At 72.0% G+C, this 1,116-nt stretch carries 1 protein-coding gene; it reads right to left on the bottom strand.

Going from position 1 to position 1,116, the window contains the following annotated elements:
• The coding region (locus RWX45_RS13390; RefSeq protein ID WP_316024211.1) for an ATP-grasp domain-containing protein at window positions 1-1,116 on the bottom strand (1,116 nt) is incomplete at both ends.

Below are 1,116 nucleotides of genomic sequence, written 5' to 3'. Positions count from 1 at the left end.
CGCCCAGACGGTCGGTACTCGAGTGCAGCGGCGTGATCGGCTCGCCCGGCTCCGCCAGGGTGATGACGGCGTCGACGCCGGGAAGCGCCCGCGCCTGCTCCACCCCGTGGAAAGCGCGCAGGACGCCCTCGGGGGCCACGAGGAAGCGGATGGCGGCGGCGCGCCCGGAGCTAGGCGGCACCTCGATGTGCTCCCCGCAGGCCTGACGCAGGACCAGGCCCACCAGGTCGATACCGGTGGAGCCAGGCACCACATGCGAGGAGACGAAGTCGCCCGGCAGGCGGCAGCCGAACTCGATGAGCGTCGGACCCGAGTCGGTCAGCATCATCTCCACATGGGCGGGTCCGAAGTGCATGTCGACGGCGCTCAGGCACTCGGCCACGAGCGCGTGGGCGGCGGCCAGGGTGGCCTCGTCCAGGGCGGCGGGCTGGGTGTGCCCGGTTTCGATGAAGTGGGGAGCGCCGGTGGTGTCCTTATCCGTGGTGGCGATGACGTGGTAAACGCCGTCCACGCACAGCACCTCGCAACTGATCTCGCGCCCCACCAGGAGTTCCTCGACGATGACGGTGGCCTCCTTCGAGGGCGCCAGGGCGTACTCCAGGGCGCGGGGCAGCTCCGCCTCGGAGTCGACCTGCACGACGCCGCGGCTACCGGAGGAGTCGAGCGGTTTGACGATGCAGGGCAGGCCGACGTGGGCGACGGCCTCGCGCAGCTCCTCCAGGTTGGTGGCCAGGGCGAAGCGCGGGTGGCGCACACCGGCGCGGGCGACCGCCTGGAGCATGAGCGCCTTGTCGGTGGCCATGGCGGCGGTCTGCGGGGAAACGGCGGGTAGGCCGTGGGCCTGGGCAACGGCGGCAATGGCCCGCACCGGACGGTCGGTGCCCACGGAGGTGACCCCGGACAGCTCACGGTTACGGGTCAGGGCCAGCAGTCCGTCAACGTCGGTGGTGGACACGCAGGCGAACTCGTCCGCAAGCTCTGCTCCGGGGACATGGGGATTGGCATCGACGACGAGGCTGCGCAGGCCTAGCCGCCGCGCCGCCTGGATCATGGGCACCTGCAGCGGGGAGCCGCCCAGAATGAGGACCGGGGGCCAGGCGGCGCGGCGGCTAGGCC

The organism is Actinomyces sp. MRS3W (assembly GCF_032465695.1).
Lineage (GTDB): Bacteria > Actinomycetota > Actinomycetes > Actinomycetales > Actinomycetaceae > Actinomyces.
The sequence above is the reverse complement of the archived record's forward strand: the minus strand, read 5'-3'. Positions and strand labels throughout refer to the sequence as shown.